Below are 23950 nucleotides of genomic sequence, written 5' to 3' on the forward strand. Positions count from 1 at the left end.
ATGAGCGACACCACTCCGCGGGGAGCCGGCGACCGCGCGCGGGAACCCCTCAGCCCGATCCAGCGGGCCTATCTGGTCGGCGGCCAGGACGGCCTCGAACTCAGCGGGCCGGCCCGCTACTACCTGAGCTGCGACCTCGCCCCCGACAAGGCGGCCGGGATCGGGGACCGGCTGCGCCGGCTGGTCCGGGACAACACCGTCCTGCGGCTCCGCGAGGCCGCCGACCTCTCCCTGACGACGCTGGGCGAGGACGTCGCGCGAGGCGTGGACGCCGACCTCCGCTGGGTCGCCGACGCCGACTTCGACGCGGCCGACGACGCGGTGCGCCGGGCCTTCACCTCCGACGCCTTCACGTTCGGCGACTGGCCCCGGTTCGAGGTGTCCGTGGTGCGCTCGGCCGACCGCGCCAGGCTGCATCTGGTGTACGCCCTGTGGCTGATGGACGCGGCGTCGCTCGGCGTCTTCCTCGCCGAGCTGGTGGCGGACCGGGACGGCGAGCGGGCCGACTCCGCACTCCGGGGCCCGGTCGGCGCGCCCGCCGCGCCCCGCCGTGACCGTTCGGCACGCGACGAGCGGTTCTGGCGCGCGAGGGCGGCGGAGCTTCCCGACGCCGCCGAACTGCCGCTGCGGCCCGAGTGGCGGTCCGCCGGCCCGGCGGTCTCCCACCGCGTGGTGACCCTCGCCCCGGCCACGGCGGCCCGGATCGACGCGCTCGCGAGCAGCCACGCGCTCACCCCGGCGATGGTCCACCTCGCGGCGTACGGTGCCGTCCTCGGCCGGCTCGGCGGCGGCTCGGCCCACACCGTCACCGTCCTGCACGCTCGCCACCCCGGCCCCGTGGCCCCCGACGCCCTCGGCAACCGGGGCAGCACCATGCCCCTGGAGATGCCCGGGACGAACGGCCGGAGCTTCGTCGAGATAGCCCGGACCGTCCAGAGCCGGTACCTCGGCCAGGCCATGCACGGCTCGCTGAGCGGCGCCGAGATCGCCCGGCTCGCCGACCCCGCCGTCGACCTGAGGCGGCTCGCCCACCCCTTCGCGTTCACGGCGCTCGACGTCGACAGCGCGCGCGAGGCCGCGCTGGGGCTGCGCCGCCGCTGGGAGGACGTCCAGCTCCGAGTGCCGCAGGTCCTGATGGACCACCAGGTCGTCCGGGACTCCGACGGCACCGTGCGGCTGGGCTTCGACTGGCGGACGGACGCCTTCGACGCCGGCTTCGCCGAGGACTTCGTGGCGCGGTGCGAGGAGTTCGTCCACGAACTCGCCGCGTCGGGCGAGCACTGGACGCGCCGCCCGACCCGCTCCCCGGCGCCCCCGGCCCCGCGCACCCCCGCCGAGCCCGCCTCCACCTCCGCCTCCTCGTCCACCTCCGCCTCCTCGTCCACCTCCGCCGCCGACACCGCTGACACCGCTGACACCCTCCACCGGCGTGTCCTGCGGTGCGCGGCCGATCGTCCCGAGGCCCCCGCCGTCCACGACGAGGACGGCACCCTCAGCTACGCGGAGCTGGTCGGGCAGGCCCGCGCGGTCGCGGAGTCGCTCCTGGACGCCGGGGCGCGCACCGGCGACCGGGTCGCCGTCCACCTGCCCCGGGGACGCGGCCAGGTCGTCGCGATGCTCGGCGGTCTGCTCGCCGGCTGTACGTACATCCCGCTCGACCACGGCACCCCGGACGGGCGCCTCGACAGCATCGCCCGCCGCGGAGCGGTGCGCTTCGCGGTCACCGAGGGCCCGCCGGCGGCGGACGCGCGCTGGACGGAGCGCGGGGTGCGCCCCCTGCCCCTCCCCGCCCACGGAAGCCCCGCCCGCCCCGACACCCAGGGGAGCCCGGCCCGCCCCGCCCATCCGTCCGCGCCGGCAGCTGCGCACCCCACCGCCTACGTCATCTTCACCTCGGGCTCGACCGGTGAGCCGAAGGGCGTGGTGATCTCCCACGCGGCGGTCCTCAACACGATCGACGCGGTGAACGCGGAGTTCGGGGTCACCGGCGCGGACCGGGTGCTCTCCGTCTCCTCCATCGGCTTCGACCTCTCCGTGTACGACGTCTTCGGCCCGCTGGTGTGCGGCGGGTCCGTGGTGATGCTCTCGGAGGAGAGCGCCAGGACTCCCGCCCGGTGGGCGGGGCTGATCGCCCGCCACAGGGTGACCCTGTGGAACTCCGCCCCGGCGCTGGCGTCCCTGCTGGCGGAGGAGCGGGCCGCCGTCCCGTCGGTGCGGACCTTCCTGCTCAGCGGCGACTGGATCCCGCTGAAGCTGCCGGCCGTCCTGCGCGGCCTGGCGCCGGAGGCCGGGGTCGTCTCCCTCGGCGGTGCCACCGAGGGGTCGATCTGGTCCGTCTTCCACCGCGTCGGGGAGAACGACGGCGACGGGCGGTCGATCCCGTACGGCAGGGCCCTGCCCGGTCAGGAGATCCTCGTCCTCGACGCCGAGCGGGACGTGTGTCCGGACTGGCAGATCGGTGAGATCCACATCGCCGGCCTGGGCGTGGCCGACGGCTACGCCGACGACCCGGTGAAGACCGCGGCCGCGTTCCACGACGACCCGGTGCACGGGCGGCTCTACCGCACCGGTGACCGCGGCCGCCGGCATCCGGGCGGGGTCGTGGAGTTCCTGGGGCGCACCGACAGCCAGGTGAAGCTCAACGGGCACCGCGTGGAACTGGGCGAGATCGAGCACCTGATCGAGAAGGTGCCCGGCGTCGGCCGGTGCGCGGTGGCCGTGCGCGACAGCGGCCGGCGCAAGCAGCTGGTCGCCTGCGTCACCCTCGCCGAGGGAGCGGCGGCCGGCTGGGAGGAGGACGTGCTGGCGGCGCTCAGGAACGCCGTACCGTCCTACATGATCCCCGAGGCGCTGCTGCGGCTGGACGAGCTCCCGCTGAACGGCAACGGGAAGCTGGACCGGCGCCGGCTCGAAGGGCTCCCCTGGCAGGACGCCCCGGCGGCCGGCGCGCCCGCGGCGGAGCGGGACGTGCTGTGCCAGGAGGTCTCGGCCTGCTGGGAGGAGGTGCTGGGCGAGGCGCCGGGCGGAGAGTCGTTCTTCGCCGCCGGCGGGAGCTCGTACGACGCGATCCGCCTCCTCTCGGTCCTGCGGAGCCGGTACGGCCACGACGTGCCGTTCGGCGCGTTCATGACCGCCCCGACCGTCACGGGCCTCGCCGCCCTGTGCCGCCGGCCCCGCGCCTCGGGCGGGTCCGGGATCTGGACGTACCAGCCCCGGTCCAGCGCCGCCCCGCGGCTGCGGCTGGTCCTCTTCCCGCCGGTGGGGGGCGGGGTCTCCTGCTACGCGGACCTGGTCCGCGAGCTCGCCGACGACGTCGACGTGCATCTGGTGGGCCTCGACGCGCCGTCGGAGGAGGGCGCCGAGGGCGGCGGGGCGCTGTCCCGGCTCGCCCGGCGCTGCCTCGCGGAGCTCGCCGGCCGGGTGCCGTCCGACGCGGTGCCCCTGGTGTTCGCGGGGTGGTCGTTCGGCGGCGCGCTGGCCCATGAGGCGGCGCGTGTCTCCGAGGCGCCGGTGGCGCGCGTGGTCGTCGTCGACACGCCCGTCTCCCCGGCGTCCCGCGGGTCCGGGGCGTCCCCCCGGTCCGAGGAGGCGCTGCGCGAAGGGTTCCTCAGGGACATCCGGGAGACCGGCGGCGTACGGCTCGACGCCGGGCAGGTGACCACGGACCCGGTGCTCGCCACCAGGTTCGCGGTCTACCGGCAGAACATGACCCTGCTGCGCGGCTGGGACCCGACCCCCTTCGCCGTCCCGCTGGTGGAGTTCCGGGCCCAGGACAGCCCCGCCGAGGCCGACCCCGGCGCCTGGGGCCGGTTCGCCCGGCGCGAGGAGAGCCGGGTGCTGGCCGGCGACCACTTCGCCCTCCTCGGGGGCGCCCACACGCGACAGGTCGGGAACGCGATCGAAGGAGTGAAGAGCGATGACCGGTTCTGAGGTACGAGCGGCCGTCCTCGCGGAGCTGGACGCCCATGGCTACCCCCCGCTCGCCGGGCCCGGCGCGGACCTCGTCGGCCACGGCGTCAACTCCGCCGCCCTGATCCAGATCCTGTCCGCGCTGGAGGACCGGTTCGACGTCGACCTGGACCTGGAGGCGCTCTTCGCCGCCCCGGTCACGGTGTCCCGCCTGGAGGCGGAGATCACCCGCGTCGCCGGAGGGGCCGGCTCGACCGGCCGCGCGGACGACACCACACCCACGGAAGGAACCCACGATGTCCGCGACCGATGACTACCAGCGGCTGACCCCTTCGGGGATGGGCGCGCTCGTCCCCTGGACCCCCGGCGGCGCCGTCGGCGACCTGGCGGCACGCGCCAGGAAGGCCGCGCTGGCGAGCGGCTGCGTCCTGGTCCGGGGCGTCGAGCTGGACGAGGACGCCTTCAGGCTCTTCGTGCGCTCCCTCGGCGACACGGTCGACCACAAGTTCGGCGAGGGGCAGGCCGACCTCCTCAAGCTCGACGCCTCCCGGGAGAAGGGGAAGGTGGTGACGGGCCGCGGTCCGCTGCCGCTGCACACGGACGGCCTCCTCGTCGGTGAGCAGGTCGACCTGATCGTGCTGTACGCGGCGGAGTTCTCGGACGCCCCGGGTTCCGGCGAGACGTACGTGAGCGATCAGCTGACGGCCTGGCGGGAGATGCCGGAGCACCTCCGCCGCGTCCTGGAGGAGCAGGAGTTCGAGTACCTGGTGACGGAGCGGGGCTACTTCCCGACCGTCCCCGTCGACTGGTACACGATCCCGACGACCCGTGACTACGGCCGGGTGAAGTCGCTGAACCTCACGACCGCCTTCCCCCGCGACGTGGAGCCGCGGTCCTGGGAGATCCGGGTGAAGGGCATGGAACCGGCCGACTCCGAACGGTACTTCGCGGAGCTCGACGCCTTCCTGCGTTCCGAGCGCTACGCCTACACCCACCGCTGGCGGGTCGGCGACCTGCTGGTCATCGACAACCAGCGCACGCTGCACGGGCGCACCGCCATCGGTGAGGGCGGCACCCGGGTGCTCTTCCGCGGCCAGCTGACGCTGTCCGAAGCGGCCTAGCCACACACCGGCGCCCCGCCGGCCGTTCCGATCAGGCCAGAGAGAAGACGAGGTCCCCCGTCCGTGGAACAGACCGAGAACCCGCCCGGTCCGGGCGGCGGGGCGCCCGGGGGCACGGCGCTGATCGAGGAGCTGCTGCCCGCTCCGCACCGGGTCGCCGAGGCCTTCGGCGACCCGGCGGGACCGGTGCCGCTCTTCGCGGAGGAGGAGCGGTACGTGGCCCGGGCCGTCCCCGGGAGGCGCCGCGAGTTCGCCACGACCCGGGCCTGCGCGCGGGCCGCCCTGGCGCGGCTCGGCGAGGTCCCCGGACCGATTCCGCGCGACCCCCGGGGCGCCCCGGTGTGGCCGGCGTCGACGGTCGGCAGCATGACGCACTGCGCCGGGTACCGGGCCGCCGTGGTGGCCCGGTCCGACGTGGTGCGAGCCGTCGGCCTGGACGCGGAGCCGAACCAGCCGATCGGGGGCGGCGGTGGCGCGCTCAGGATGATCACGAACCGTCAGGAGCGCTCCCATCTGGCCGAGTTGGCGTCCGCCGACCCCCGGGTCTGCTGGGACCGGCTGCTGTTCAGCGCGAAGGAGAGCGTCTACAAGGCCTGGTATCCGCTCACCGGCGGCTGGCTCGGGTTCGAGGACGTGACGGTGACCTTCGACCTGCCCTCCCGGTCCTTCACGGCGGACCTGACACCGCCGGGCCACCCGGCCGGCCGGCCGGCCGCGACCGGCTTCCGGGGGCTGTGGACCGTGCGTCGGGGACTGGTGCTCACGGCCGTCTCGGTGCCGGCCGCCTCCCCCGTCCCCTCCCCGACCCGGCCGCCGGGCCGGACCGCCCCCTGAGCCGGCCCCCGCCCCGGCGCACCGCCGGATCCCCCTTCCTCGTCCCCACCCCGTCCCGTACAGGAGTCCGCGATGCTCAAGCCCAGACAGCCCGTGCCCGCCCTCGACGTCCCGCTGGTCGGCGGCGGCCGCTGGGTCCTGGCCGACCAGCACCCCGAGAGCTTCACCCTCGTGGTCTTCTACCGGGGTGTGCACTGCCCCCTGTGCCGCACCCACGTGACACACCTCGACTCCCTCGTGCCCGAGCTGGCCGAGGTCGGGGTGACATCGGTGGTGGCGGTGAGCGGCGACGGCATCGACCGCGCCCGGCGGGCCGTCGAGGAGTGGGACCTCACCCGGGTGCCCGTCGGGTACGGGCTGAGCCTGGAGTCGATGCGGGAGTGGGGCCTGTACGTCTCGAAGGCCATCAACGAAGGCAATCCCGACGAGTTCAGCGAGCCCGGCCTCTTCCTCGTCCGCCCCGACGGCACCCTGTACGCGGCCGTGCGGACCTCCATGCCGTTCCTCCGCCCCCACCTGGACGAGGTGGTCGAGACCGTCCGGTGGATCAACGCGAACGAGTATCCGGCGCGGGGCGAGGTATGAGCGACGGCCCGCGGGAGCCCGCGGACTCCGCCGAGATCACACCGGCGGCGCTCAAGGAGCTGCTCGACCGCGGGGCCCCGCTCGATCTCATCGACGTGCGGGAGCCCCACGAGTGGGAGCTCGTCCGCATCCCCGGAGCCCGGCTGGTGCCCCAGGGGGCCTGGCTCGACGGATCGGCGCTGGCGACCCTGCGGCCGGACCGCCGTCCCGTCTTCTACTGCCGGTCGGGGGTCCGCACGCGTGCGGTCCTGGCCGTCGCCCACGAGGCGGGCTTCACCGACGCCGTGCACCTCGCGGGCGGCGTCGTCGCCTGGACGGCACAGATCGACCCCGGCCCGCCCGGACCCTGAGCAGCGAGCCACACCCCGGGGACCGGCGGCCCCGGCCCGCCCGACTGACGGCCCACCGGTCACCGGACCACTGGACCACTGGACCGGTGGACCGTGGACCGGTGGACCGACAGGCCACCGGACCCGACGGACGACGGACGACGGACGACGGACGACGGACCGGGGGCCCGCGAAAGAGGGCCCCTCGCCGACACCCGCGATCGCGCCCCGGGCCGGCCCCGCACCGCCCGCCGCTGCCCCCGCTCCCCCGCCACCCGCCCACTCCCCGCGCCCCGCCACCCACTCCGCGCGAGCGCCTCGCGCCCCACGCACCCCTCGCGCCCCTCGCGCCGCCCTCTCGACCGGAGCGGGGCGGCGGCCTCCGTGCCGCCGCCCCGCTCCGCGCCGCCTCACCGGAAAGGCCCCGACCATGACTCCCGTCAGCAAGTGGTGCGTCGTCACCAATGCCTCCCTGCCCGACTTGGGACACCTCGCCACCCAGACCGCCGACCTCGGCGACCTGACGGTGTACCACCGCGGTCCCGAGGGCGTACGCCTGCCCGAGAACCCCCCGTTCGTCGTCGACGTCGCCACTCTGGCCCCGCCCTCCCCCGGCCGCGCCGCCACGACCCTGCGCGTCGAGCCGGACGGCATCACCGCCCGGGTCTCGGCGCTCAACGAGGACCCCGTCTACTACGCGGTCAACCGTTCGCGAGGCCTCTTCGCCTACTTCACGGACCTGCTCCTCGCCCCGCTGGTGCTGCCCTCTCTCGGTCTCGCCGTCCGCTTCCAGGGCGGCGCTCCGGTCCACGAGTGCGGCACCCTGGTGGCCGACGTGGACCGGCTGCGGCACGCCACCGTGCAGCGGACGCGCCGAACCGGCGGGCGCTGGCTCACGGAGGCGGGCGACGAGCACGACGTCCTGGGCGACTTCCGCACTCCGCACCGGGACGACCCGCTGGCCGCCGGCGAGGCGCAGCTGGAGGCACTGGCCGCGGAGATCGCCCGCGTCGACGCGGCCGCTCCGGAGGGCACCGGCTACGCCACCCTCCTGTCCGGGGGCATCGACTCCGGGACCGTGACCCACCTGGCGGCCCGTGCCGGACTTCCCGTCACCCCGTACAGCGTGGCGAGCCCGTGGGGCGACGAGCTGGACGACGCGGCCGAGCTCTGCGCGGAGCTCGGCATCGGCCTGGAGCCCGTCCATCTCACCGAGGACCAGATCATCGCCTCCATACCGGAGACCGTCCGCTGGCTGGGGCTCGCCGACGCCGAGGTGGTCGAGGTCGCGCTGACCGCCACCACGGTGCAGCGGCTCGGCGCGGTCCCGGCGGACAAGGTCCTGCTGACCGGCTACGGCAGCGACCTCGTCAACGCCGGCCTCTACCGTCCCTTCGACCGCCGCGAGGACCTCATCGAGCAGGTCCTCGCGTCGGTGGACCGCACCCGGCGCAGCAACGAGCTGTCCAACCGGATGCCCCTGGCGTACGGCACGTCCACCCACCACCCCTTCTGGTCCTGGCCGGTGATGCGGGTCGCGCTGGAGACCGCCCCCGAGTGCAAGGTCCGTGAGGGCCGGGAGAAGTACCACCTGCGCACGGCGATGGGCCGCCGGGTCTCCGAGCCGATCGCGTGGCGCAAGAAGATCGCCGTCCACCACGGCGGCGGCCTCCAGGACGGTGTGGCGCGGCGCCTGGAGAAGGAGACCGGCGTCCAGGACCGGCAGGCCGTCTACCTGGCGTGCTTCGCCGGGCTCCTGGACCGGGCGGCGCGGGGCGAGCTGGACCCCGCCGACCCCTGGGAGCTCCTCGAGCGGGCGCTGGGCTCCGTCCGGTCCCGCTGACCGCCGCCGTACGAGAAGGGCTCCGTCGACACGGCGAAGAGCCGAGGTATTCGCCCGTTCCGGCGAAGCCGGGCCCGGGAGGCTCCCTCCCGGGTCCCGCGCCTGGAAGTCTGCCCCCATGGCGCAGACCCAGTGGACGGATGAACGGATCGGGCAGTTCGTGGCGGTCGACCCCGTCGTGGACCGGATGCGGTCGCTGCGGGCGGCCTGGCACCCGGCCGACGGGGTCGCCGTCTTCAACCGGGTGTACCTGACCGTCACCGAGGAGATCGGGCACGCCCTCGCGGCGGGCGCCTTCGAGGACCGGCGGGCGGCCGCCACCCTGGACGTGCGGTTCGCGGAGCGGTACCTCGCCGCCGTCGACGCCCATGCCTCCGGCGTCCCGGGACCGGCCTGCTGGCGGCCCCTCTTCCACTACCGCCGCCACCCCGGAGTGACCCCGCTCCAGTTCGCGCTCGCCGGGATCAACGCCCACATCGGGCACGACCTGGCGCTCGCCGTGGTCGACGCCTGCTCCACGCTGGAGTGCGGTCCCGCGGACCTGGAGGACGAGTTCGACCGGGTCGGCGACGTCCTCGTCCTGCTGGAGGAGCGGATCCGCGAGGAGCTGATGCCGGGCCCGGACCTCCTGGAGATCGCGGACCCGCTGACGCATCTGCTCGGCTGCTGGAGCCTGGACCGGGCCCGCGACGGGGCCTGGCTGGCCGCCCGCTCGCTGTGGCAGCTGCGGGCGCTGCCGGGGCTCGCGGGCGAGTTCACCGAGCGGCTCGACCGCTCGGTGGGCCTGGTGGGGCGGATGCTGCTCACCCCCCTGGCCAGGCCCTGAGCACCGCGGGGACTCAGTCCTCCGGGAGCTCGACCGGGGCGATCTCGTCGTAGACGTCGCCGGGGCCCGGGTTGGTGCCGTCGGTCGCGCCGCCGAAGTGGTGCATCACGCCCCACACCGCGTTGAGCGCCGTCTGCACCGCGCCCTCGGCCCAGCCGGCCGTCCACGAGATGTCGTCGCCCGCGAGGAAGATGCCCCGCTTGTCCTCGGGCAGGCGGTCCTGCATGAAGTGGGTGAAGAGGCGCCGCTGGTAGCGGTAGTGGCCCGGCAGGTTGGCCTTGAAGGCGCCCATGAAGTAGGGCTCGTTCTCCCAGGAGACCGTCACCGGGTTGCCGATGATGTGCTTCCGGATGTCGACCTTCGGGTAGATCTCGCCGAGCGACTTCAGCATGACCTCCATCCGCTCCTTCGCGGAGAGCGGCAGCCACTTCAGGCTGTCGTCGCACCACGTGTACGAGAGGCAGATGACGGCCGGCTTGTCCGGGCCGTCGTCCAGGAGGTAGGTGCCGCGGGTCATCCGGTCGGTCAGCGTCATCGACATGACGTCCCGGCCGGTCTGCTCGTCCTTGTCCAGCCAGAAGGGCCGGTCCACGGGGACGAAGAGCTTCGAGGACTCCATGTAGTGGGTGCGCTCGATCGCCGTCCAGTGGTCGATCGGGAAGAGCGAGTCGTCACAGGCGATCTTGGAGAGCAGCATCCACGACTGGGCGGTGAAGACCGCCGCCTGGTAGGTGCGGATGTCGCCGGAGGAGTCGGTGACGGTGATCCGGTTGCCCGCCGTGCGGTTCAGCCGGGTGACGGCCGGCTTCGGCAGGCCGCCGTCGTGCAGGGAGGCCAGGGAGGTGCCCTGCGCCCAGTGGATGATCTTCTCCGGCTCGCGCTCCCACAGGCGCAGCGGCAGCTGCTGGGAGCCGCCGACGATGCCGCGGTGGTGGTCGTCGGCCTCGGTGTAGACGACCCGCAGGATCTCCAGGATGGAGTTGGGGAAGTCGGTGTCCCAGCCGCCGGTGCCGAAGCCGACCTGGCCGAAGATCTCGCGGTGCCGGAAGGACTTGAAGGCCTCGGACTCGCAGAGGAAGCCGTAGAAGGTCTGGTTGTCGAGCTTCTCGACCAGCTTCGCCCAGATCTCGCGGATCCGGGGGACGTCGCGCTCGCGCATCGCCCGGTTCATGTCGGAGAAGTCGGCGCCCTCGTCGAGGCACTTGTTCCAGGCGGCGGCGACGTCGCGGTAGACCTGCGGCAGGTCGTCGACGGTCTCGGCGTAGTGCGACTCGCCCTTGAGGTCGACGACGGTCGAGGGGGTGGCCTCGGCCAGCGGGTTCGGGAAGGGCGAGGTCGTCAGGCCGACGAGGTCGATGTAGTGCTGGAGGGCGGTGGAGGACGGCGGGAAGCGCATGGCGCCCATCTCGGCCGTCAGGCCCTCGGTCTCCGGACCCTCGAAGCCGACCGTGCGGAGCCGGCCGCCGATCTGGTCGGCCTCGTAGACGACGGGCTTGAGGCCCATCTTCATCAGCTCGTACGCGGCGATGATGCCGGACAGGCCGCCGCCGACGACCGCGACCTCGGTGCCGTGCTCGGTCGCGGGTATCTGGCCGAGGCCGGCCGGGTGGGCCAGGAAGTCGTCGTAGGCGTACGGGAAGTCCGGGCCGAACATGGTGATCGGCGGCTGCTGCTCGTCGGCGTGCTCGACGGCGTTGGGCACGGTGGACGTCATGGGGTACGGACTCCTTGCACGGGGTGGGGCGGGAAGATCGGGGGGCGCGGGGGCCGGCTCAGACGAGCGAGCCGTACAGGCCCGGCCTGCGGTCGCGGAGGTACGGGTTCTCCGCGCGGGAGGCCGCCAGGACGTCGGGGTCGGCGTCGCCGAGGACGAGGTCGGCGCTCCGCCCGGCGCGGGCCCGGGCGGTGCCGTCGGGGCCCGCGAGCACCGAGAGGCCGACGAACTCGAAGTCGCCCTCGGCGCCGGCCCGGTTGGCGTACGCGATGTACAGCTGGTTCTCGAAGGCGCGGACCGGGACCACGGACAGCGGCACGATCTCGGCGGGGTGCATCAGCGCGGTCGGCACGAGGAGGAGGTCCGTGCCGGCCAGCGCCTGCGCCCGGACGTTCTCCGGGAACTCGACGTCGTAGCAGATCATCAGGCCGACGGTGAGGTCGCCGATGCGGGCCTGGACGAGGGGCTCGTCGCCCGGGGTGAACCACTTCAGCTCGAAGTCGCCGAAGAGGTGGGTCTTGCGGTAGTGCGCGAGCGGCTCGCCGTCGGCGCCGAAGAGCGCGGCGGCGTTGTAGATCACGCCGTGCCGCTCGGTGTCGCGCTCCGGGTAGCCGTAGCCGACGGCCAGGCCGTGACGGGCGGCGATGGCGGCGACCTCGCGGGCGGAGCGGCCGTCGGCCGGCTCGGCCAGGCGGGTGATGTCGGCGCCGATCGCGTAGCCGGTGAGGAAGAGCTCGGGGGCGAGGAGCACGCCCGCCCCTGCGGCGGCGGCGCGGCCGGCCGCCTCGTCGAGGATCCGCAGATTGGCGGTCACGTCACCGAGCCGGCCGGAGCTCTGGAGCAGGGCGGTGCGCAGCGCGGGCATGGTGAGTCCTCGTGGGGGCGGAGGGGAGGGAGGTGGGTCTCGGGGAGACGTCCAAAACGGTACGGTTCCGGGCGCTCCACGGACAAGACGGGACCGTTGCGGACCGACCGTCGAACCGTTGCGCGATGTACGACCGGAGCGGCGATTCGTTGCGCGGAGTTCGGACCGGGGTCGTACGCGACGTGCGACCGGCGGCGTACCCCCGGATCGTCCGCCGGCGCGACGACCCCGCGGGGCCAGGGCGGAAGGGTGGGGGACGTCCGATCGACCTGCCGGAAGGACCGCCGTGAACCGCCGTACGAAGATCGTCGCCGTCGCCGCCGCCCTGCTCGTCACCGCCGGGGCCGCCGGCTCCGCGACCGCCGATCCCTCCTCCGCCGCCGGGGCCGCGGGCTCCCCGGCCTCCGCCCTCGCCGCCGCCGGGGAGGGCCGGGGCGCGCCGCGCGAGGCGGCGGCGCTGACCGGGTCCGCCTGGCTCGACCGCGACCCGGCCACCCGGCAGAAGGTGCGCTTCACCTTCGACGCCCACCTGGCCCGGGCGGACCGCAACGATCCGCTCGCCGCGACCGGGACCTTCCGGTACGAGCACTCCGTCGGTGACGAGACCTTCACCGCCGCGGTGGACGTCGACTGCCTCGCCACCGGCGGCCCGGTCGCGACCGTCACCGGGATCGTCCGGGAGACGAACGTGCCGGGGCTCGACGGGAAGCGGGTCGGGGTGTCGGTGCTCGACGACGGGAAGCGCGACCGGCTGGGCTACAGCTGGCTGGCCTCCGCGCCGCAGACGGACGACGTGCCGCCCTGCAACGCCGCCGCCCCGCACGAGAAGGTCGTCCGGGGCGGCGGGGACTTCCGGGTGCTGCCGTGGGTCTACGACGGCATGGCGGAGTAGCCCGTCAGGCGGGCGAGCCCGAGGAGAAGCGCCGCAGCAGCGGCGAGAGCACCAGGACGGACTTGGTGCGCTCGACGAAGGGTTCGCCCGCGATCCGCTCCAGCACCCGCTCGAAGTGGCGCATGTCGGAGGCGAAGACCTGGACGACGGCGTCCGCGTCACCGGTGACGGTCGACGCGGACACCACCTCGGGGTACCGCTCCAACCCCCGCCGGATGTCGTCCGGCGAGGTGTTGTGGCGGCAGTAGATCTCGACGAACCCCTCCGTCTCCCAGCCGAGCGCCGCCGGATCCACCCGTACGGTGAAGCCGGTGATGGCGCCCTCGGCCCGGAGCCGGTCCACGCGCCGCTTCACGGCGGGCGCGGAGAGACCGACGAGCGAGCCGATGTCGGCGTAGCTGCGGCGGGCGTCCTCCGCGAGGGCGTGGACGATGCGTTCGTCGAGGTCGTTGAGTCGCACTACGGGTGGATCACTTCTCTGCGTCGGTGGCCAGTCGGGAGCGGCGCATGCCGTACAGGAAGTAGAACACGAGGCCCACGGCCATCCAGGCACCGAAGTACGCCCATGTCTTCGGGGCGAGGCTGTACATGCTGTAGGCGCAGCAGGCGAAGCCGAGGACGGCGAAGACCGGGCCGAAGGGGACCTTGAAGGAGCGCTCCATGTCGGGGCGGCTGTAGCGGAGCACCACGACGGCGACGTTGACCAGGGCGAACGCGAAGAGCGTGCCGATGCTGGTGGCGTTGACCAGCTCGCCGAGCGGGACGACGGCCGCGAGGCCGCCGCAGAGCAGCGAGACGATGAGGGTGTTGGTGCGCGGGGTGCCGGTCTTCGCGTCGACCTTGCCGAAGACCTTGGGGACGAGGCCGTCGCGGGACATCGCGAAGAGGATCCGGGTCTGGCCGTAGAGGACGGTGAGGACCACGCTGGCGATGGAGATGACGGCGCCGGCGGCGAGCAGGGTGCCCCAGAAGCTCTGGCCGGTGACGTCGTTCATGATCGCGGCGAGGGTGGCCTCGGTGCCGGCGAACTTCTTCCAGTCCCAGGCGCCGACGGCGACGGCCGCGACGAGGACGTACAGCGCGGTCACGATGACGAGCGAGAGCATGATCGCCCGGGGCAGGTCGCGCTTGGGGTTCATGGCCTCCTCGCCGGCCGTGGAGGCGGCGTCGAAGCCGATGTACGAGAAGAAGAGGATGGCTCCGGCGGCGCCGACGCTGCCGATGCCGAGCGGCATGAAGTCGGCGTAGTTGCCGGACTTGAAGCCCAGGAAGCCGACGGCGCAGAAGAGCACCAGGGCGGCTATCTTCACCACGACCATGATCGTGTTCGCGCGGGCCGACTCCTTGGCGCCGCCGAGCAGGAAGAGCATGGCGAGGACGACGACGATCAGCGCCGGCAGGTTGAAGTAGCCGCCTTCACCGGGCGGCGCGCTGAGCGCGTCCGGGAGCGTGACGCCGATCGTGCCGTCGAGCAGTTCGTTCAGGTACTCGCCCCAGCCGACGGCCACGGCGGCGACCGAGACGCCGTACTCCAGCATCAGGCACCAGCCGCACACCCAGGCGACGAGCTCGCCCAGCGTTGCGTACGCATACGAGTACGAAGAGCCCGCGACCGGGATCGTGCCCGCCAGCTCGGCGTACGAGAGGGCCGAGAAGAGCGCGGTGAGACCGGCGAAGACGAAGGCGAGCGTCACGGCCGGGCCGGCCTCGGGGACGGCCTCGCCGAGGACGACGAAGATGCCGGTACCGAGGGTGGCGCCGATGCTGATCATGGTCAGCTGCCACATGGAGAGCGAGCGGCGAAGGGTGCCGCCCTCGCCCTGCCCACCCTCCGCGACCAGGCGTTCCACCGGCTTGCGGCGCATGAGGGAGGTCAGGAGGGTGGTCTTGCGGGCGGTCGGGGACTCGACCGGTGGGGCTGCGCCGTGATCCAGCACTGCGGGGGGCTCCTTATCGCTGCCTGTCGGTTCGACGGGGGCCGCGACGGCCGCGTGCCGGATCCGCGGGCATGCCGAGGCAGCCCACGGGGGCAGGAAGTCCGCCGAGCAGGCGGTCCCCGCCACTCCTGGTACGAGGGATGAGCCTAGCGCCCCGATTCGCATCCGTAATGCAGTGTTGTTGCGCAGTGGCAGATGATCATTGCGCTCTTGGGGCGCGGACGGGGAAACATTGCGCGCCCCCGCATGAATCGACACATCGGGGGCGGTAAGGAGTGCGGTGCGCGTGCCTTGACTCCTCGATCCCCGTGGACCACCCTGCACGCGGCCGACCGGAGGTGCCGAGTGAGCTGGCTGGAGCCCGAACCCTTTCTGCGCGGCACGGCCTGGCGGGACGGCGACCGGCCGGTCCGGGCCGACCCCGCCGACCTGGCGCGCCTGCCGTGGGACATCGCGGAGCGGGCGGCGCTGCCGATCGGGGTGCGGGTCGAGTTCCGCGCCGCGCCCGGCACGACGGCGGTGGAGCTGCGCTACCGGGCGGCCGTGCCCCCGGCCGGCGACGAACTGCGGTCGCTGCGGCACCCGTTCGCGCTCTGGCAGGGCCGCCGGTGGGTCGCGGAGGTCTTCGCGGAGCCGGCGGCGGAGGCCGTGGTGCGGCTCCCGCTCCCGCCGGGCGGCGGGGAGTTCACCGTCCACCTGCCGGAGGGCCAGGCGCCCGTCGTTCGGGCCCTGCGCGCCGTGGACGGGGCCCTCTCCCCCGCCCCGCCGCGCCCCCGCTGGCTGGTCCAGGGCGACTCGATCACCGAGGGCTGGTGGTCCACCCGGCCTGCCCGCTCCTGGCCCTCCGTCGCGGGGCGCGCGCTGGGCCTCGACCCCGTCAACCTCGGCTACGCCGGCGGGGCGCGCGGCGAACTCCCCCTGGCGGAGCAGCTGTCCCGGCTGCCGGGCGAGCTGATCACCCTGGCGTTCGGGACCAACTGCTGGGACCGGGCGCCGGCGACCCCGGAGTGGCTGCACGCCACCGTGCGGGCCTATGTAGGCCTGATCCGGCGGGGCCACCCCCGTACGCCGCTGCTCCTGGTCTCCCCGGTGCTCCGTCCCGCCGCCGAGCACACCCGCAACGCCCTCGGCGCGACCCTCACCGAGCTGCGGCGGGCCATGGAGCGGGCGGTCCGCGACCTCGCGGCGGACGATCCCCGCCTCCTGCTGCTCCCCGGGCGTCCGCTCCTCGGCCCGGAGCACCTGGCCGACGGGCTCCATCCGAACGACGAGGGGCACGCCCGGATGGCGCGGGCGGTGGCGGCGGCGCTGGGCGCCGCGCGGGCCGTGCCGCGCGCCTGACCCCACGGCCCCGCCGGGAGACGCCGAGAGCCCCCGGGAGCGGCGCTCCCGGGGGCTCTCTCACGCGTGCGGCGAGGGGTCAGCTCCAGCTGGCGTGCAGCGGCTTGCCCTCGGCGTAGCCGGCGGCGGACTGGATGCCCACGACGGCCTTCTCCTCGAACTCGGCGAGCGAGCCCGCGCCGGCGTAGGTGCAGGAGGAGCGGACACCGGCGATGATCGAGTCGATCAGGTCCTCGACGCCGGGGCGCTGCGGGTCGAGGAACATCCGCGAGGTCGAGATGCCCTCCTCGAAGAGCGCCTTGCGGGCGCGGTCGTAGGAGGACTCGTCCGAGGTGCGGTTGCGCACGGCACGGGCGGACGCCATGCCGAAGGACTCCTTGTAGGCGCGGCCCTGGGCGTCCTCGTGGAGGTCGCCGGGGGACTCGTACGTCCCGGCGAACCAGGAGCCGATCATCACGTTGGACGCGCCGGCGGCGAGCGCCATGGCGACGTCGCGCGGGTGCCGGACGCCACCGTCGGCCCAGACGTGCTTGCCGTACTTCTTCGCCTCGGCGGCGCACTCCAGGACGGCCGAGAACTGCGGGCGGCCGACACCGGTCATCATGCGGGTGGTGCACATGGCGCCGGGGCCCACGCCGACCTTGATGATGTCGGCGCCGGCCTCGATGAGGTCCTTGACGCCCTCGGCGGCGACGATGTTGCCGGCGACGATCGGGACCTGCGGGTCGAGCGCCCGGACGGTCCGGATGGCGGAGATCATCGACTCCTGGTGCCCGTGGGCGGTGTCGATGACGAGGGTGTCGACGCCCGCGTCGAGCAGCTGCTTGGCCTTGCCGGCCACGTCGCCGTTGATGCCGACGGCGGCGGCGATCCGCAGCCGGCCGTTCGCGTCCACGGCCGGGGTGTACAGGGTGGCGCGCAGGGCGCCCTTGCGGGTGAGGATGCCGGCCAGCTTGCCGTCCGCGTCGACCGCGGGGGCGTAGCGGCGGTTGGCGCCGTCGAGGGTGTTGAAGGCCTCGCGGGGGTCGATGTCCGCGTCCAGCAGGAGGAGGTCCTTGGACATGACCTCGGAGAGCTGGGTGAAGCGGTCGACGCCGCTGAGGTCGGCGTCGGTGACGACGCCGACGGGGCGGCGGTGCTCGTCGACGACGACCGCGGCGTCGTGGGCCCGCTTGGGCAGCAGGGCGAGGGCGTCGGCGACCGTCTGGTGGGGCTCCAGCACGATGGGGGTGTCGAGGACCAGATGGCGGCCCTTCACCCAGGAGATGACCTCGGTGACGACCTCGATCGGGATGTCCTGGGGGATGACGACGAGGCCGCCCCTGCGGGCGACGGTCTCGGCCATGCGGCGGCCGGCGATCGCGGTCATGTTGGCGACGACCAGCGGGATCGTCGTGCCGGTGCCGTCCGGCGCGGAGAGGTCCACGGCCTGTCGGGAGCCGACGGCCGACCGGCTCGGCACCATGAACACATCGTCGTACGTGAGGTCGTACGGCGGCTTGACGTCATTGAGGAAACGCACGTGCTGACATCCCAGTCGTTCGGATCGGCCCCTAGGCATTTCAGCCAGGGGAAAAAGCACGTAGTTCATTCTCCCACGTCGGGGGCGCGGGACACTGCGGTCGGATCGTCCGAGCCTTGCGAGGTGGCGCTTGTGCGATCCTCCCAACCGCCGAGCGAGAGGAGGACCGCGAGGCCCCGCCGGCTGGTGGCGGCCGCCGCGGAGAAGACCTCCTGCGCGACGGCCCAGTCGTCCGGTTCGGCCTCGGCATAAGCGTGCCAGCCGGTCACCACGATCGCCATGGGTTCGCGCAGATCGGCGAGGGAGTCGGCGAGGGCGTCCCAGTTGCGCCCGAACCGGACGGGCAGCGGCAGGGCGCGGACGCAGCGGTCCATGAAGGCGGTCTTGTCGGTGACCCCGCGCAGGTCGAGGACGACGGCGTCATCGAGTGCCATCCGGGACCACCTCCCGGAAGCTCTCGTAGTGGTCGTCGGTGTAGTACCTCTCCCCCGCGCCGCCGGTGACGACGCGGCGCGGCCCGCGGTCGCGCTCGCCGGGGGTGCGGACGGTGTACTCGTGGTAGTAGCCGCGCTTCCGGCGCGGCAGGATCCGCTCGAAGTTGGAGAAGACGACGCCGTCCCTGGCGTACGGGAACGGCCCGCCGGCGCGGATCAGCGCGAGGGTCTCCCGCGCCTCGGGCGGCAGCTCCGCCTCGCGCACGACGGGCAGCCCGGAGGCGCGCGAGGCGCCGTCGGCGGACGGAGCCGGGGCGGCCGTCGCGGTGGTACGGGACGGGGCGGCGGTGGCGGTGGAGGTGCCCGTCCCGGCGGAGCAGCCGGTCAGGAACAGGGAGAGACCGGCCAGGAGGGCGAGGCCGGACCGGACGCGGCGAGCGGTCATGTCCCGATGCTGTCACCGCCCGCCGGGGTCCGCCCCGGGGACGCGCCCGGACGGACGCGAGGGCGCCGGCCGTGTGCGTGGCCGGCGCCCTCGCGGTGCCGTCGGGTCCCGGCGGTGCCCGTCAGCGTCCGTCGGTGCCCGTGTCCGGGTCCTTGCGTTCGAGGGCCGGGCGCGGGCCCGGGCCGGCCTCGGTGAGCAGGTGGTCGGCGGCCGAGCGGTCGGTGACCAGGCTGGTGACGAGGCCGGAGCGGAGCACCGCGCCGATCGCCGCCGCCTTGCGCTGACCGCCCGCGATCGCGACGACCTCGGGGATCCGGCGCAGCCGGTCCGCCTCGACGGTGATGCACCGCTCGCCCAGGTCGCGCCCGACCCGGCGCCCCTCGGCGTCGAAGAGGTGCGCGGACATCTCGGCGGCCACGCCCAGGGAGGCGTAGTGGGCGCGCTCCTCCTCGGAGAGCATGTCGTGGACGGTGGAGATGCCCGGCTCCCAGGACCCGATGGAGACGCAGGCGACGGTGACCTTGTCGAAGTACTCGAAGGCCCGGGCGATGCCGGTCTGGCTGCGCAGGGCGGCGGCCGTGGCCGGGTCCGGCAGCAGCATGGGGGCGTAGATGGGGTGGGCCTCGCCGCCGGAGACCTGGGCGGCGCGCCGGACCGCCTCGACCGAGCCGCGCTCGGCGGTCCCGGCGTCGTACACGCCGGTGAGCTGGACGACCGTGCACGGGGGCAGCCGGTCCAGCGCGGCGGCCATGTGGATGGTCGACCGGCCCCAGGCCAGGCCGAGGACGTCGCCCTCGGTGACCAGCTCGCCGAGGAGGTCGGCCGCGACCTCGCCGAGGTTCTCCGGATCGGGCGACTCGTCGTCCTCCGCCGGGGACTCGACGACGACCGCGTGCCGGAGCCCGTAGCGGGCGCGCAGCGCGTCGGAGCGTTCGGCGTCCAGCTCGGCCGGTACCCGGATCTCGATGCGTACGAGATCCCGCTCCAGAGCGGTCTCCAGGACCCGGGCCACCTTGAAGCGGCTCACGCCGAACTCCTCGGCGATCTGGATCTTGGACTTCCCCTCCAGGTAGAAGCGGCGCGCCATGGCCGCCGCCTGCACCAGCTCCGCGGGGCCCATCCGCAGGGCTGATCGTCCCGCCGACATTCCCGCCACCGCGATCTCCTCACTGCTGTTCACGCACCGCTGTCCACGATCCGTGTTCGTTCACACTCTGGACCCGCTGTTCATCCTGTCAGAAACGGCGGGCCTTGATCAGTCCTGTCGGCGGCCCGTCGGACCGCGTTCACCGGCCGGAGGCTCAGTGGCCACATGCCCAGGCGGCACCGGCCGTGGCGGCGTCCGCCCTGGCCCGCAGAGCGGCCACCGCGGCGGCCGGGTCGGCCGCCCCGTAGACCGCCGAACCGGCCACGAAGACGTCGGCGCCCGCCTCGGCGCAGCGCTCGATGGTCGCGTCCGAGACGCCGCCGTCGACCTGGAGCCACAGCTCCAGGCCGTGCTTGGCGATCAGCTCGCGGGTGCGGCGGATCTTGGGAAGCATGATGTCGAGGAAGGCCTGGCCGCCGAAGCCGGGCTCCACGGTCATGATGAGCAGCATGTCGAGCTCGGGGAGCAGGTCCTCGAAGGGCTCGATGGGGGTGGCCGGCTTGAGCGCCATGGAGGCCCGGGCACCCTTGGCGCGGATCTCCCGGGCGAGCCGGACCGGGGCGGCGGCGGCCTCGACGTGGAAGGTGACCGAGCCCGCCCCGGCCTCCACGTACTGCGGCGCCCAGCGGTCCGGGTCCTCGATCATCAGGTGGCAGTCGAGGGGGGTGTCGGTCGCGCGGCTCAGCGACTCCACGATCGGCACGCCCAGCGTCAGATTGGGCACGAAGTGGTTGTCCATGACGTCGACATGCAGCCAGTCGGCGCCGTCGACGGCCTTGGCCTCGTCCGCGAGGCGGGCGAAGTCTGCGGAGAGGATGCTGGGATTGATCTGCGCCATGTGCCAAGCCTGCCACGTTCTTGGGGACTTCTTCGCCGCGAACCGGCACGGGTTCGTTCCGGCGCCGGACGTACTGGTACGTACCAGCGGATACCGTCAGGCGGTCCGGCGGATCAGCGCCAGATACATGGCGTCCGTACCGTGCAGATGCGGCCACAGCTGGACGTCGGGGCCGTCCCCGAGGCGGTCGACACCGGGGAGCAGCGGCCGGGCGTCGATCAGTTCGGCGCCACCCGTCCGCTTCAGGACGTCGTCCACCACGACCCGGGTCTCGGCGAGGTGCGGCGAGCAGGTCGCGTAGCCGACGACCCCGCCGACCCGGACCGCCCGCAGCGCCTCGGTGAGCAGCCCGCGCTGGAGCGGGGCGAAGCCGTCGAGGTCCTCGGGGCGGCGGCGCCAGCGGGCCTCGGGGCGGCGGCGCAGGGCGCCGAGCCCGGAGCAGGGCACGTCGACCAGGACCCGGTCGAAGGCACCCTCGCGCCACGGCGGGCGGGTGCCGTCGGCGGCGATGACCTGGTACGGGCCGGGGTTGCCGGCCAGCGCGCGCTCGACGAGCCGGGCGCGGTGCGGCTGCTTCTCGGAGGCGAGCAGGGCGGCGCCGCGCTCGGCGGCCAGCGCGCCGAGGAGCGCGGCCTTGCCGCCGGGGCCCGCGCAGCCGTCGAGCCAGCGGGTGTCGGGGCCGTCCAGGGGCGCGTTCGCCAGGGCGATCGCGACGAGCTGACTGCCCTCGTCCTGGACTCCGGCCCGTCCGTCCCGCACGGCCTCCAGGGCGCCGGGCTCGCCGCCCTCGGTGAGCCGCAGGGCGTACGGGGACCAGCGGCCCGGCTCGGTCTCGGCGGCCTCCGCCAGCTCGTCGACGGTGACCCGGCCCGGCCGGGCGACCAGGGTGACCTCGGGCCGCTCGTTGTCGGCCTCCAGCAGCGCCTCGATGCCGGCCCGGCCGCCGCCGAGCGCGTCCCAGAGCGCGGAGACCACCCAGCGCGGGTGGGAGTGCACGACGGCGAGGTGGTCCTCGGCGTCCTTCTCGTACGGCGGGGCGACCTCGGCCACCCAGGCGTCGAGGTCCTGCCGCGTGATCTTGCGCAGCACCGCGTTGACGAACTTGGCGCGCCCCTCGCCGAGCACCGCGCGGGCCAGCTCGACGGTGGCGGAGACGGCGGCGTGCGGCGGGATCCGCGTCCCGAGCAGCTGGTGCGCGCCGAGCGACAGCACGTCGAGGACCGGCGGGTCGACCTCGCGCAGCGGCCGGTCGACGCAGGCCGCGATGATCGCGTCGTACGTGCCCTGGCGCCGCAGCGTCCCGTAGACCAGCTCGGTCGCGAGCGCCGCGTCCCGGGCCTCGAAGCCTTCCTTCTCGCGCGCCTTCCGCAGCAGCGGCGGCAGGACGAGGTTGGCGTAGGCGTCCCGCTCGTCGACCGCCCGCAGCACCTCGAAGGCGAGCATCCGCACGGGGTCCTTCTTGGGCCGGCGGTGGGGCTTGGGGGGACGGCGACGTGCCTGCTCGCTCAAAGGTGCTCCGCGTGACGAAATGTGGGGTCGAACCCACCCAGCCTACGTCCGCCCCCGCCACCGGAGAAAACGCCCCTGACGCGGGGCGCGGCCGGGGCAGCGCTCCCGGGGAGCCGCCCAGCCCGGCCGCCGCGGACAGGGTCAGCCGCCCAGCCGCTCCCCCGGGGCGATGCGGACGCCGCGGGCCCAGTCGGCGGCCTTCATGGGCTTCTTGCCCTGGGGCTGGACCCAGAGGAGTTCGACGGCGTACGAGCCGGTGCCCGCGTACACGTTGTTCTTGCCGGCCGCGAGCTCGCCGGCGGCGAGGTCGGTGCGGTCGGTGACCGGGGCGACCTGGATGAGCTTGAGGCGCTCGCCGCGGAAGAGGGTCCAGGCGCCGGGGGCCGGGGTGCAGCCGCGGACGACCCTGTCGACCCGGAGCGCCGGGGCGGCGAAGTCGACGTGGGCGTCCTCGACCTCGATCTTGGGGGCGAGGGTGATGCCGTCGGCGGGCTGCGGGACGGCCTTGAGGGCGCCGTCCTCGATGCCGTCCATGGTGGCCGCGAGCAGGCCGGCGCCCGCGAAGGCGAGCCGGGTGAGGAGGTCGCCGCTGGTGTCGGTGGGACGGATCTCCTCGGTGATCACGCCGTAGACCGGGCCGGAGTCGAGGCCCCGCTCGATCTGGAAGGTGCTGGCGCCGGTCACCTCGTCGCCCGCCATCAGCGCGTGCTGGACGGGGGCCGCGCCGCGCCAGGCCGGGAGGAGGGAGAAGTGCAGGTTGACCCAGCCGTGGGCCGGGATGTCGAGGGCCTTCTGCGGCAGCAGCGCCCCGTAGGCGACGACCGGGCAGCAGTCCGGGGCGATCTCGCGGAGCCGGGCGAGGAAGTCCTCGTCGCGCGGGTGGGCCGGCCGCAGGATCTCGATGCCCTCCTCCTCGGCCCGCTGCGCGACCGGGCTGGCCACCAGGCGCCGTCCGCGGCCCGCGGGCGCGTCCGGCCGGGTGACCACGGCGGCGACCTCGTGGCGGCCGGAGGCGAGCAGGGCGTCCAGGGCGGGGACGGCGACCTCGGGGGTGCCTGCGAAGACGAGCTTCATGGGTGGCGACTGCCTGTCTGTCCGGGGGCTTTGCGGGCGACGCACCAGTCTAGGTCGTGTCCCCCCGCTCCCGCCGGGCCGGGCCGGATCGGGCGGCTCCGGGCGGGAGGGGGCGTACGCGACGGCGAGCGCCCCGCGCATATGCGTGTACGCCCCCGCAGCGTGACCCAAGTCCCGGTGGCGCGTTGGTCAAGAGAGATTGACCGTATCGGGCCGCCGCCCCCCTGCGGCCCGCCCTTCCATCGCCGGTTCGAGAGGCTCATCCATGGCCGACCACGCAACCCACGACGCCCAAGCCCGGGCGAGTCTGCACCTGTTGGTGCGGGACATCGAGCGGGTCCGGCGGCAGGTGGACGCCCTGCGCACGCTCACGGCCCAGCTGGGCAATGTCTACCGCCCTCGCCGCTCCGGCCCTTCCACGGGCTTCGTCGTCTACGGCCGCGCGCCCGCCCCCACCGTGCGGCTCGCCCAGGAGCTCCGGGACAGCGTCGAGACCCTGGTGACCGCCGCCGTCGAGTTCGACCGCTCCCTCGGCTTCTCCTGGGACGCCGTCGGCTCCGCGCTCGGGGTGACCAAGCAGGCCGTCCACCGCCGCTACGGCGCCCGCCGGGCGCCCGCGCAGCCCGTCGTGGAGCCGGAGCTCGGCCCCGAGCCGGGTGCGGCCCGCGCCCTTCCCTCGGTGCCCGCCGCCCGCTCGATGCCGCCGCAGCCGACCTCGGGGAGCGCCACCCTCCGCGACGAGCCCCGCTCGCCCGCCTTCCCCAGCCCGCGCAACGGCTGACCTC

Annotated in this window: 22 protein-coding genes; 11 read left to right on the forward strand and 11 right to left on the reverse strand. The window is 74.2% G+C overall.

Annotated elements, in window-relative coordinates; all coding sequences use genetic code 11:
- From ACF1BN_RS34930 to ACF1BN_RS34965, 8 genes are all read left to right on the forward strand, one after another.
- On the forward strand, positions 1-3930 hold the full coding sequence (locus ACF1BN_RS34930) for an amino acid adenylation domain-containing protein (RefSeq protein WP_392335613.1): 3930 nt from the start codon (positions 1-3) through the stop codon (positions 3928-3930).
- Positions 3917-4222 (forward strand): acyl carrier protein, encoded by a 306-nt coding sequence (locus ACF1BN_RS34935; protein WP_392335614.1) that lies wholly within the window; start codon positions 3917-3919, stop codon positions 4220-4222. The genes ACF1BN_RS34930 and ACF1BN_RS34935 overlap by 14 nt, the downstream gene beginning before the upstream one ends.
- Complete coding sequence (locus tag ACF1BN_RS34940) at positions 4206-5030, forward strand: TauD/TfdA family dioxygenase (RefSeq protein ID WP_392335615.1); 825 nt, start codon at positions 4206-4208, stop codon at positions 5028-5030. The genes ACF1BN_RS34935 and ACF1BN_RS34940 overlap by 17 nt, the downstream gene beginning before the upstream one ends.
- 63 nt (positions 5031-5093) lie before the next feature.
- A complete protein-coding gene (locus ACF1BN_RS34945) occupies positions 5094-5864 on the forward strand; it encodes a 4'-phosphopantetheinyl transferase (RefSeq protein ID WP_392335616.1) in 771 nt (256 codons plus the stop codon).
- A 72-nt stretch (positions 5865-5936) separates the two neighbouring features.
- Positions 5937-6449: a peroxiredoxin-like family protein gene (locus ACF1BN_RS34950; protein ID WP_392335617.1), complete on the forward strand. Its 513-nt coding sequence runs from the start codon at positions 5937-5939 to the stop codon at positions 6447-6449.
- Complete coding sequence (locus tag ACF1BN_RS34955) at positions 6446-6799, forward strand: rhodanese-like domain-containing protein (protein ID WP_392335618.1); 354 nt, start codon at positions 6446-6448, stop codon at positions 6797-6799. The genes ACF1BN_RS34950 and ACF1BN_RS34955 overlap by 4 nt, the downstream gene beginning before the upstream one ends.
- Positions 6800-7208: 409 nt before the next feature.
- Entirely contained in the window at positions 7209-8621 is a 1413-nt protein-coding gene (locus tag ACF1BN_RS34960; RefSeq protein WP_392335619.1) for an asparagine synthase-related protein, read from the forward strand.
- A gap of 118 nt (positions 8622-8739) precedes the next feature.
- On the forward strand, positions 8740-9447 hold the full coding sequence (locus ACF1BN_RS34965; protein ID WP_392335620.1) for a DUF5995 family protein: 708 nt from the start codon (positions 8740-8742) through the stop codon (positions 9445-9447).
- Between the two features lie 13 nt (positions 9448-9460).
- Here the strand turns inward: ACF1BN_RS34965 and ACF1BN_RS34970 are convergent, their stop codons facing one another.
- Positions 9461-11161: a flavin monoamine oxidase family protein gene (locus ACF1BN_RS34970; protein ID WP_392335621.1), complete on the reverse strand. Its 1701-nt coding sequence runs from the start codon at positions 11159-11161 to the stop codon at positions 9461-9463.
- A 58-nt stretch (positions 11162-11219) separates the two neighbouring features.
- Positions 11220-12026 carry a carbon-nitrogen hydrolase family protein gene (locus tag ACF1BN_RS34975; RefSeq protein WP_392335622.1) on the reverse strand — a complete coding sequence of 269 codons (807 nt, stop codon included), beginning with the start codon at positions 12024-12026 and terminating at the stop codon, positions 11220-11222.
- A 286-nt stretch (positions 12027-12312) separates the two neighbouring features.
- Between ACF1BN_RS34975 and ACF1BN_RS34980 the strand changes: the two genes are divergently transcribed.
- On the forward strand, positions 12313-12918 hold the full coding sequence (locus ACF1BN_RS34980; protein WP_392335623.1) for a Repetin: 606 nt from the start codon (positions 12313-12315) through the stop codon (positions 12916-12918).
- 4 nt (positions 12919-12922) lie between these two features.
- On the opposite strand, the gene ACF1BN_RS34985 is transcribed toward ACF1BN_RS34980, so the two are convergent.
- Together ACF1BN_RS34985 and ACF1BN_RS34990 are read right to left on the reverse strand one after the other, a co-directional pair.
- The gene (locus tag ACF1BN_RS34985) at positions 12923-13378 is read right to left on the reverse strand and encodes an Lrp/AsnC family transcriptional regulator (RefSeq protein ID WP_015032260.1); all 456 of its coding nucleotides are present in this window, start codon (positions 13376-13378) and stop codon (positions 12923-12925) included.
- A 10-nt stretch (positions 13379-13388) separates the two neighbouring features.
- Positions 13389-14855, reverse strand: a complete 1467-nt coding sequence (locus ACF1BN_RS34990; protein WP_392335624.1) for an amino acid permease — start codon at positions 14853-14855, stop codon at positions 13389-13391.
- A 345-nt stretch (positions 14856-15200) separates the two neighbouring features.
- Between ACF1BN_RS34990 and ACF1BN_RS34995 the strand changes: the two genes are divergently transcribed.
- Positions 15201-16196: a GDSL-type esterase/lipase family protein gene (locus tag ACF1BN_RS34995; RefSeq protein WP_392335625.1), complete on the forward strand. Its 996-nt coding sequence runs from the start codon at positions 15201-15203 to the stop codon at positions 16194-16196.
- A 79-nt stretch (positions 16197-16275) separates the two neighbouring features.
- Here ACF1BN_RS34995 and ACF1BN_RS35000 read toward each other — a convergent pair whose 3' ends face one another.
- From ACF1BN_RS35000 to fmt, 7 genes are all read right to left on the reverse strand, one after another.
- Positions 16276-17718 (reverse strand): GuaB1 family IMP dehydrogenase-related protein, encoded by a 1443-nt coding sequence (locus tag ACF1BN_RS35000; protein ID WP_392335626.1) that lies wholly within the window; start codon positions 17716-17718, stop codon positions 16276-16278.
- 65 nt (positions 17719-17783) lie between these two features.
- Positions 17784-18152: a barstar family protein gene (locus ACF1BN_RS35005; RefSeq protein ID WP_392335627.1), complete on the reverse strand. Its 369-nt coding sequence runs from the start codon at positions 18150-18152 to the stop codon at positions 17784-17786.
- Positions 18139-18597: a ribonuclease domain-containing protein gene (locus tag ACF1BN_RS35010; RefSeq protein WP_392335628.1), complete on the reverse strand. Its 459-nt coding sequence runs from the start codon at positions 18595-18597 to the stop codon at positions 18139-18141. The genes ACF1BN_RS35005 and ACF1BN_RS35010 overlap by 14 nt, the downstream gene beginning before the upstream one ends.
- A 121-nt stretch (positions 18598-18718) precedes the next feature.
- Positions 18719-19777, reverse strand: coding sequence for a sugar-binding transcriptional regulator (locus tag ACF1BN_RS35015; protein ID WP_392335629.1), 1059 nt, complete (start codon positions 19775-19777; stop codon positions 18719-18721).
- 121 nt (positions 19778-19898) lie between these two features.
- Positions 19899-20582: a ribulose-phosphate 3-epimerase gene (gene rpe, locus ACF1BN_RS35020; protein WP_392335630.1), complete on the reverse strand. Its 684-nt coding sequence runs from the start codon at positions 20580-20582 to the stop codon at positions 19899-19901.
- A 96-nt stretch (positions 20583-20678) separates the two neighbouring features.
- On the reverse strand, positions 20679-22091 hold the full coding sequence (locus tag ACF1BN_RS35025; protein WP_392335631.1) for an RsmB/NOP family class I SAM-dependent RNA methyltransferase: 1413 nt from the start codon (positions 22089-22091) through the stop codon (positions 20679-20681).
- Positions 22092-22232: 141 nt separating this feature from the next.
- Positions 22233-23165: a methionyl-tRNA formyltransferase gene (gene fmt / locus ACF1BN_RS35030; protein WP_392335632.1), complete on the reverse strand. Its 933-nt coding sequence runs from the start codon at positions 23163-23165 to the stop codon at positions 22233-22235.
- A 265-nt stretch (positions 23166-23430) separates the two neighbouring features.
- Between fmt and ACF1BN_RS35035 the strand changes: the two genes are divergently transcribed.
- Positions 23431-23946, forward strand: a complete 516-nt coding sequence (locus ACF1BN_RS35035) for a hypothetical protein (RefSeq protein WP_392335633.1) — start codon at positions 23431-23433, stop codon at positions 23944-23946.
- Positions 23947-23950: the final 4 nt, after the last annotated feature.

It is taken from the genome of Streptomyces sp. NPDC014861 (assembly GCF_043081625.1).
In the GTDB taxonomy this organism is placed as follows: domain Bacteria; phylum Actinomycetota; class Actinomycetes; order Streptomycetales; family Streptomycetaceae; genus Streptomyces.

What these genes read in the sequence shown, in the direction of transcription:
- ACF1BN_RS34930 (WP_392335613.1), top strand. Translation starts at nt 1, where the DNA reads ATGAGCGACACCACTCCGCGGGGAGCCGGCGACCGCGCGCGGGAACCC.
- ACF1BN_RS34935 (WP_392335614.1), top strand. Translation starts at nt 3,917, where the DNA reads ATGACCGGTTCTGAGGTACGAGCGGCCGTCCTCGCGGAGCTGGACGCC.
- ACF1BN_RS34940 (WP_392335615.1), top strand. Translation starts at nt 4,206, where the DNA reads ATGTCCGCGACCGATGACTACCAGCGGCTGACCCCTTCGGGGATGGGC.
- ACF1BN_RS34950 (WP_392335617.1), top strand. Translation starts at nt 5,937, where the DNA reads ATGCTCAAGCCCAGACAGCCCGTGCCCGCCCTCGACGTCCCGCTGGTC.
- ACF1BN_RS34955 (WP_392335618.1), top strand. Translation starts at nt 6,446, where the DNA reads ATGAGCGACGGCCCGCGGGAGCCCGCGGACTCCGCCGAGATCACACCG.
- ACF1BN_RS34960 (WP_392335619.1), top strand. Translation starts at nt 7,209, where the DNA reads ATGACTCCCGTCAGCAAGTGGTGCGTCGTCACCAATGCCTCCCTGCCC.
- ACF1BN_RS34965 (WP_392335620.1), top strand. Translation starts at nt 8,740, where the DNA reads ATGGCGCAGACCCAGTGGACGGATGAACGGATCGGGCAGTTCGTGGCG.
- ACF1BN_RS34970 (WP_392335621.1), bottom strand. Translation starts at nt 11,161, where the DNA reads ATGACGTCCACCGTGCCCAACGCCGTCGAGCACGCCGACGAGCAGCAG.
- ACF1BN_RS34975 (WP_392335622.1), bottom strand. Translation starts at nt 12,026, where the DNA reads ATGCCCGCGCTGCGCACCGCCCTGCTCCAGAGCTCCGGCCGGCTCGGT.
- ACF1BN_RS35005 (WP_392335627.1), bottom strand. Translation starts at nt 18,152, where the DNA reads ATGGCACTCGATGACGCCGTCGTCCTCGACCTGCGCGGGGTCACCGAC.
- ACF1BN_RS35010 (WP_392335628.1), bottom strand. Translation starts at nt 18,597, where the DNA reads ATGACCGCTCGCCGCGTCCGGTCCGGCCTCGCCCTCCTGGCCGGTCTC.
- rpe (WP_392335630.1), bottom strand. Translation starts at nt 20,582, where the DNA reads ATGGCGCAGATCAATCCCAGCATCCTCTCCGCAGACTTCGCCCGCCTC.
- fmt (WP_392335632.1), bottom strand. Translation starts at nt 23,165, where the DNA reads ATGAAGCTCGTCTTCGCAGGCACCCCCGAGGTCGCCGTCCCCGCCCTG.
- ACF1BN_RS35035 (WP_392335633.1), top strand. Translation starts at nt 23,431, where the DNA reads ATGGCCGACCACGCAACCCACGACGCCCAAGCCCGGGCGAGTCTGCAC.